This is a genomic window from uncultured Cyclobacterium sp., from assembly GCF_963976465.1.
Taxonomy (GTDB): Bacteria; Bacteroidota; Bacteroidia; order Cytophagales; family Cyclobacteriaceae; genus Cyclobacterium.
In genome coordinates, this window is sequence record NZ_CAXBOC010000305.1 from 1 (window position 1) to 7,042 (window position 7,042).

At 37.1% G+C, this 7,042-nt stretch carries 8 protein-coding genes and 1 pseudogene; 3 read left to right on the plus strand and 6 right to left on the minus strand.

Annotation, left to right across the window (positions count from 1 at the left end):
• A partial coding sequence (locus AAC037_RS16185; RefSeq protein ID WP_339903989.1) for a Mur ligase family protein occupies positions 1 to 1,296 on the minus strand: 1,296 nt, incomplete at its 3' end.
• Positions 1,297 to 1,513: 217 nt separating this feature from the next.
• On the opposite strand from AAC037_RS16185, the gene AAC037_RS16190 reads away from it, so the two are divergent.
• The 3 genes from AAC037_RS16190 (at position 1,514) to AAC037_RS16200 (ending at position 3,293) form a co-directional block, all read left to right on the plus strand.
• The gene (locus tag AAC037_RS16190; RefSeq protein ID WP_339903990.1) at positions 1,514 to 1,876 is read left to right on the plus strand and encodes a hypothetical protein; all 363 of its coding nucleotides are present in this window, start codon (positions 1,514 to 1,516) and stop codon (positions 1,874 to 1,876) included.
• A 92-nt stretch (positions 1,877 to 1,968) separates the two neighbouring features.
• A complete protein-coding gene (locus AAC037_RS16195) occupies positions 1,969 to 2,805 on the plus strand; it encodes a sugar phosphate isomerase/epimerase (protein ID WP_339903991.1) in 837 nt (278 codons plus the stop codon).
• A gap of 20 nt (positions 2,806 to 2,825) precedes the next feature.
• Positions 2,826 to 3,293 carry a TlpA family protein disulfide reductase gene (locus AAC037_RS16200; protein ID WP_339903992.1) on the plus strand — a complete coding sequence of 156 codons (468 nt, stop codon included), beginning with the start codon at positions 2,826 to 2,828 and terminating at the stop codon, positions 3,291 to 3,293.
• A 106-nt stretch (positions 3,294 to 3,399) separates the two neighbouring features.
• Here AAC037_RS16200 and AAC037_RS16205 read toward each other — a convergent pair whose 3' ends face one another.
• From AAC037_RS16205 to AAC037_RS16225, 5 genes and pseudogenes are all read right to left on the minus strand, one after another.
• The gene (locus AAC037_RS16205) at positions 3,400 to 3,963 is read right to left on the minus strand and encodes a DUF3244 domain-containing protein (protein WP_339903993.1); all 564 of its coding nucleotides are present in this window, start codon (positions 3,961 to 3,963) and stop codon (positions 3,400 to 3,402) included.
• A gap of 470 nt (positions 3,964 to 4,433) precedes the next feature.
• Entirely contained in the window at positions 4,434 to 4,808 is a 375-nt protein-coding gene (locus tag AAC037_RS16210; protein ID WP_339903994.1) for a hypothetical protein, read from the minus strand.
• Positions 4,809 to 5,173: 365 nt separating this feature from the next.
• Positions 5,174 to 5,953 (minus strand): glycosyltransferase family A protein, encoded by a 780-nt coding sequence (locus AAC037_RS16215; protein WP_339903996.1) that lies wholly within the window; start codon positions 5,951 to 5,953, stop codon positions 5,174 to 5,176.
• Positions 5,953 to 6,792, minus strand: coding sequence for an FkbM family methyltransferase (locus AAC037_RS16220; RefSeq protein WP_339903998.1), 840 nt, complete (start codon positions 6,790 to 6,792; stop codon positions 5,953 to 5,955). Before AAC037_RS16220 ends, AAC037_RS16215 begins: the two co-directional genes overlap by 1 nt.
• A gap of 106 nt (positions 6,793 to 6,898) precedes the next feature.
• A pseudogene (locus AAC037_RS16225) lies at positions 6,899 to 7,042 on the minus strand (phenylalanine--tRNA ligase subunit alpha); the annotation flags it as partial.

The following is a 7,042-nucleotide window of genomic DNA, read 5'->3' on the forward strand; positions in this document are numbered from 1 at the left end:
GGACAAGGTTTCCAGGCCATTTAAGAGTGAGTCGGTATCGTCATAGCACCTGCTTTCACAAGGAAACATGGCCTTGGATTCTTCAAACCCTTTTCCAACCCCAATAAAGAGGTCTATCTCATACTGGCCTAGCAGCCAGGCTATTTTTTTAAAAGTGGTAGCCACATCTCCATCTTGTTGAATTTCTGATAGAATAAGTATCTTTCGGCCACTTGTAGTGACTTGTTGGCTCATAAACTCTAAGGCCAATTCCAGTCCTGCAAGGTCATTGTTATAACTGTCATCAATCAGTTTGCAGCCGTTTAGACCGGACTTCAGGGTAAGCCTCATGTCAACAGCATGTAGCAGTTCCAGTCCTTGCTGAATCATGGCAGGTTCCATCCCCAAACTAAGGGCAGCGGTGATTACATGCCTCAGGTTTTCCAAAGAGGCCTTGTCTCTGAATGAAGTGTAAAATGTAAAAGTTTGCAGGTCTTTGCCCATCATATAAATCTTGGTGCCATTCCGATGAGACTTAACCGACAGGACATAATCAGCACCGGGCTTGTCAGACCAGCTAATGAGTACAGAAGGGTCAAAAGTTGAGGTTAAATGCTTATTTACTAACTCCTGATCCTTATTGTAGACCAAGAATTTGACTTCTTTAAAAAGCTTGCACTTTTCAATGATCTTTGATGCTGTATCCTTAAAATTCTCATCATGGGCACTTCCAATATTGGTGAAAATACCAAGTTGGGGCTGGATGATCTCCTGCAAAGCCTGCATTTCATTGGGAGCAGAAATCCCCGCTTCAAGTAGGGCAAGTTGGTGTTGAGGATTTATTCCCAACGCTGAAAGTGCTACTCCTATTTGACTATTGTAACTTTTGGGGCTTTTCCATAAATTATATTTGGCTGACAATACCTGAGCCAACCATTCTTTAACAATGGTCTTCCCATTGCTTCCGGTAATTCCAATAACAACTCCAGCAAAAGCCTCTCTGTTGATTTGTGCCAATTGTTGTATTTCCTTTAAAGGGGAAGAAGAAAGCAGAATATTGGCATTCTTTAGCTCTTTTAAGAGAGGACGAGGACAGTGATTGGGCAATACGAAGTTTCGCACACCTTTGGCAAAAGCATCTGTTGCAAATTCCCACCCGGCATGTCTCGATCCCTGCAGTGCGATAAAAAGGGTTTCTTTTCCGGTGTGAATTTTTCTGGAGTCAATAACCGCAAAAAGAATGCTGTCATCAGGACTGCCATGGATAAATTGACTGCCATTATTTGAAGCGAATTGAGAGAAATTGATCGTTTGCATTGGTGTTTCAGCTGGGTTAAGCAATTGTAACTTCAACAAATTTAGAACTAAAATTTTTAGCTAAGATTGTTTAGTACAAATAATAAAATTCTTTAACAAGGCTTTATAGGATAGGCTTAAGGCCTTGTTTTTCATTTGTATAAGAATAAATAATTGTTTATTATTGATTTATAAACAGTTAATTGAAGTCTTTCTTCGCCCATTTACGAACAATATCATGATTTGTCAAAATAATATTCGGATTCTTTCCAATATGCCTTTTATTCTAGGGGGCTTATTTTTCTGCTTTATATCCGGAGAAACTTTTTCACAAAATGATGACGGTAACGTTTACAATTATGTGCAACAAAAAGCGACTTTGAAGAAGACTGAAATGATTCAAGGAGAGAATTCTGAAAATAATAAAAATCGCTTCATTGGTTACGACAAAGAATTGATTCAAAAATCATCTCAGTCAAAAGAAATTTTGCTTCAGGAAAAAAAGGCCGATGGGGTGAAAAATAGCACTGCAAATGAGGAAACATCAACCCTTTCGCTTAATATATTTCTATATGTATTAGATACTTTTAAAGAGGATTGAATGTAGACTTTTTCCTAATCTACTGCTTTAATTTTTTATTTTTTTGTATGTCTGAGGGGATTTTATTATTTTAGTTTATAATGATAAACCCCATGAAAAACTTAAACTTACTAATGCTCGTTGGCATATTTGCCGCTCTTTCACTTGTCATGACTTCTAAAGCTCAAGAGATTGGGCTACAACTATATAGTTTAAGGGAGCAAATGAAATTGGATGTTGAAAGAAATCATGAACTTATCCAGCAATGGGGCATCCGTTATATTGAGGGGGGAAGTACCTATGAAATGAGTGATAAAAAATACAAAGCCCTCCTGGAAAAATATAACCTTCAAATGATAAGCGTGGGTGGAGCCTATGATGAGCTGATCAATGATCCTGAAGCAGTGATAAAAAAGGCCAAAGATTTTGGTGCCAAGTACATTGTAACTTTTTGGATTCCACATAATGGAGCATTTGACCTTGAAAAAGCAAAAGAAGCGACTGAGCTTTTTAATGAATTTGGCAAAAGGGCAAAAGAAGAGGGATTAACATTTTGTTACCACCCACATGGCTATGAATTTAAGCCCCAGGGCGAGGGAACACTTTTTGACTTTATGCTGGACAATGCCACAGATTTTAAGTTTGAAATGGATGTGTTCTGGGTAAAAATGGGTGGAGGAGACCCTTTGGAAATTTTGAAAGCGCATCCTGACAAATTTCCATTGTTACATTTAAAAGACAGAAAGAAGGGAACCCCGGGAAGTAGCGATGGAACAGGCGACGTAGAATCGAATGTGGTGCTTGGAAAAGGCGATATTGACATCAAAAATATTATTTTGCAAGCGAAAAAAGGAGGCACACAATTTTTGATAATTGAGGATGAGTCTTCCAAGTCGGTGGCCCAAATTCCACAGTCCGTATATTACATCAACCAGGCTTTAAACAATTGATTTAAAAACAGTAGAATTTTATGTTCATAAATATTAAAGTATTGTTAATCATCATTGGGCTAGGCTTCAATAACCCAGAGCCCATGCTTACTTTGGACTATGATGATTTTAAAAATAAAATTGAGACGAAGTCAGATGAATTGAGGATCTATAATTTCTGGGCCACATGGTGTGCACCTTGCATCAAGGAAATGCCTTACTTTGAAGCTGCTGTAAAAAATATGGAAAACACCAAGCTGGTATTTGTGTCCATAGACGACGCTAGAAAACCGGAGCGGGTAGAAGCCTTTATTGATAAACTGGAGATAATGTCACCGGTTTGGTTGCTCAGTGAAAAAGAACAAAAAAACTGGAAGAGGCAGCTGGAGAAAGATTGGTCAGGGGCCATTCCGGCCACCTTATTTGTTGCTGCTGATGGCAGCAGGCATTTTCATACTGGGCTTATGAGCGAAGAGAAATTCAAGGAGCTCATTGCAGCCTATCGATAAATAATACCAAAATGATGGAGCTAGCCGATATTGTAGCATTATAGCTGTAGTGCAAAAGCCTTCCTGTGTATGGGAAGGCTTTTACTTTTTATTGCACTTATTTTTTTCAATCGAAATACAAGAATTTCTTTTTTCCTTCATTTTCTACTTTTAAATATACCTGGTGAAGTTTTAAAAACTTAAGTCGATAATTTTTTGAAAAACCACCTTCTTCTTGAATTTTGTCTTTCAAAAGCACTTTGTGATCTGTTCTAAAAATAGTGACTTCTGTGCCCGGATCTGTCAGGCCAAGTACCTTAAGATTGAAGCTTTTCTCATCGATTGGTTTGGCATAAGCCATCAGTTTCTTTTCTACTTTTTTATAGCTGTTTATTTCAAAAATTTGCGCTTCCTCTTTGGTTTCAAGCTTTACTCTGTATTGGCCCTCAGGGACACTGCTTAAGTTGAAAGGAATATTTTCAGGACCTTCCACTGTGAAAAAATTCCTGCTTATGATTATGTTATTCTTATCATAAATGCTTATTCGGACTTTTCCTATGGAGTCAGCTAATTTAATGATAAACCTTTGTTCTTTTGTTTCTACGGAGGAAACTTCCTTTAGGCTTTTATCCCATGCAAAACTTGAATAGGACATTCCAAATACGAGAAATAATGTTACTAATGCTTTCATGATATTGTGAAGTTTAGAGGTTTTGTTGTTTTCTCGATTATTGCCAAGCACATACCAAATCGATGAAAGCAGACGAGCCCTAAACCCAATAGTGACTTATTTTAAAGCTGATGCACCTTAAAAGATCAGGCAGATTAGGATAAGTTGTATCAAAAGCGGACAATCGGACGGTTCTTTGTTAAAGCACCGTTCATTATTTTACCATAAAAACTTGCTCAAACCTTTTAAAAAATAATGTAAAAAAAAATAATTAAAAATATAAGTAGTTGATAATGTGGGTAATAATTTGGTTTTACTGATCGATTCCGAACAGTAGTTGTTTTGAAAACGATCAATGGTTTTAAGCTAAATTTAGTTGAAATAAGTGAAATCTGCTTTTTGCAGGAGCTGGAATTAGCAATACAGGATGCTTGTTGCTTCTGATCACCCCTTTATTCGCATTTTTTAAATGAAAGTAGAAAGAAGAAATATTAGAAACGAGCAGTTTTGTTCTTCCTTCGCTTAAAAGCACCCTTTCTCCGTTTATTGTTGCTATAAAAATTATAGAGAAAATTAATGGTAATCAGGGTTACGGAAATTGGAATGAAAAAAGAGGGCATCATTGTTTTTATACCAAAAAGGATAAATAAGGCTGCAATGATTCCTATTTTAAATGAGGTATGGCTTTCCGGATAAGTACTGCTAATCAAAGCCAAACTGGCAATTTCTACAACGATTAAAACCATGATCATATAGGTAAACGCAGTAGCTGCAGTTATTCCGGTACCTATAAAATACCAAGCAAGAAGCGCTAAAATAAGGATTAGGCTTATGCTGTGGAGGGTAAAATTGATTTTTTCTTTCATGGGTTTGGGTTCAAAGTCACCTTAATTTAATATTATTTCTCTTGATTCCAAAATAACAGTAAGTTTTCATGGGGCCTTTAACGACTTGTGTTGGTTTGCATTGACTATTGCAAATAATCTATTGTGGATGTCATTTTTTTAGCGCATGCTGCTATTCAAATGAGGAATAGGTGTCCTTCGCTTTTAATTGGAGGTTCTACATAGCACCGCTAAGCTAAAATCTCCAAACGACCTGATTATCCCCTGATTGCAACAATTCCAGGAAACACCTGAAACCCTATTACACAATCCGGGTTTAGGGCATTTATAAGAAAAGGCTTTTAATAGAGGTAGCCTCTATATTTTGGTCTAATAATTAAGATATCCTATAGTTTCCCCAACCATTTTAAAAGGGTATTGTAGGGTTTTGACCAGGTGCGCTGAAACCTAAGCGGGCCATTTAATTCTTGTTCAAAGAAAGACCTATGATGGGCATTTAGGTAAGCAATCCTTTCTTTCTTCTTTTGATTGGTACCTGTTTTCTTGCGTTTGCTTGTGGGCGTTAATCGATAGTAAAAACCTATAAATGGGAGTTGGATGACGTCTCCTCCGTTTTTTAGCATTTTGATCCAGAACTCCCAATCTTCACGTCCCATGCTCATGTCCTCAGAAAAACCGCCAATTTCAAGAAAGTCTGACTTACGGAACAAAGCAGCGACAAAGATCATATTGTCTCTGGCCAGTTGATTACGACTAAAGGGTTTTAACTTCCAGGGTTTTTGGCCGCTTTCATTGAATTTGACAGCTTGGCAATAAACAACCTTTACATTGAGATGGTTAGTCAATGTTTCCACCCCTTTTTCTAGGTATTGTGTTGAGATAAGATCATCTCCATCCAAGGGTAGGATATAGCTTCCCTTAGCCGCTCTTATCCCCTTGTTTCTGGCTTTGGCAACTCCCCCATTATCCTGGTCCAGCACCTTTATTTCGCTATGTTTTTTTGCCAGTTGATGGGCAATTGTCAAGGAGTTGTCCTTCGATCCATCATTTACAATAATAATTTCTAAAGGTTTATAAGAGGAAGCCAAAACAGATTGAACCGTTTCTTCAAGATATTTGCCCTGATTATAACAGGGAATCACAATGGATACCAGTGCCTTAGTCATCAATGAAAGAATTTTTGGAACATATCGTTAATGGGTTCTTTAAGTGCCAAGGTATTTGGGCCAAACTTTCTGATGCTATAGTGGTTTTCTCTCAAGATTCTTAAGCAGGAATTGTAATCGCTATTATTGAGACCAACATTTTCAAAAATGATGGCTTCAGGTTGAGTTTTGGGAATGTCAAAGATGCGGATAACCTCTAAGTCATAACCCTCCGCATCAATTTGCAAAAGGTCTATCTTTGAAATTTTGTATTTTTCCAAAAGGCTTTTCGGAGAGATCACAGCAACGTCTTCATGGTTTACCCATTGGCTTTTGTCTTTGGGTATTGCGATTCCAAATTTTTCACAGTTTGAGGCAACTATCCCATCTTCAAAGGCTTTGAGAATTTTTTCCTTTGAAAATGAGGTCAATCCTGTCGCCCACCTCATGTCTGAAAAACCAATTTTATAGATGGGTTGGCAACCGTCTTTTTCCCCTATGACGGCACATAGGGTATTGATTCCCTTATTTTTTACATATATCTTTTTTAGGTATTGATGGTATACTCCCGGTTGAGGTTCTAGCAAAACACCCTTCCAGTTGTCTCTTTTTATAAATTTATGAATGGGATCATGTGTAATACCATCATTGGCACCGATCTGAATAACCGTAAAGTTATTTTTTTTAGACTGGGAGAATAGGTTCAGAAAGTCACTTAGGCTTCCCTCCTTCGGATTATAAAAGTATTTGTAAAAGCCAATGAAAGCAAGATTATTAGAGGCACTTAAGTTGAACCGTAAAGACTTGTATTGCTGCTGTAGTTTTCGCTTTAAGGATATTAGTGAATGATTTTTGTGCATCAATCAAAGTTATTAAAATTTGGGTGCTTTACAAATTCAGAAAATTTTATGATGTTAAATATTCACTAATATCCTATTTGTCCTTTGTTTAAGGATTTGCGATAAGTTATAATAATCCTCTAAACTGATTTAAAAACCTAATGTCATTTTCGGTGAATAGCCTGAGGTCATTGATTTGATACTTCAACATGGCAATTCGCTCTATGCCCATACCAAAAGCAAATCCGGTATATTTATCAGGGTCAATTCC

What these genes read in the sequence shown, in the direction of transcription:
- AAC037_RS16190 (WP_339903990.1), top strand. Translation starts at nt 1,514, where the DNA reads ATGATTTGTCAAAATAATATTCGGATTCTTTCCAATATGCCTTTTATT.
- AAC037_RS16195 (WP_339903991.1), top strand. Translation starts at nt 1,969, where the DNA reads ATGAAAAACTTAAACTTACTAATGCTCGTTGGCATATTTGCCGCTCTT.
- AAC037_RS16200 (WP_339903992.1), top strand. Translation starts at nt 2,826, where the DNA reads ATGTTCATAAATATTAAAGTATTGTTAATCATCATTGGGCTAGGCTTC.
- AAC037_RS16205 (WP_339903993.1), bottom strand. Translation starts at nt 3,963, where the DNA reads ATGAAAGCATTAGTAACATTATTTCTCGTATTTGGAATGTCCTATTCA.
- AAC037_RS16210 (WP_339903994.1), bottom strand. Translation starts at nt 4,808, where the DNA reads ATGAAAGAAAAAATCAATTTTACCCTCCACAGCATAAGCCTAATCCTT.
- AAC037_RS16215 (WP_339903996.1), bottom strand. Translation starts at nt 5,953, where the DNA reads ATGACTAAGGCACTGGTATCCATTGTGATTCCCTGTTATAATCAGGGC.
- AAC037_RS16220 (WP_339903998.1), bottom strand. Translation starts at nt 6,792, where the DNA reads ATGCACAAAAATCATTCACTAATATCCTTAAAGCGAAAACTACAGCAG.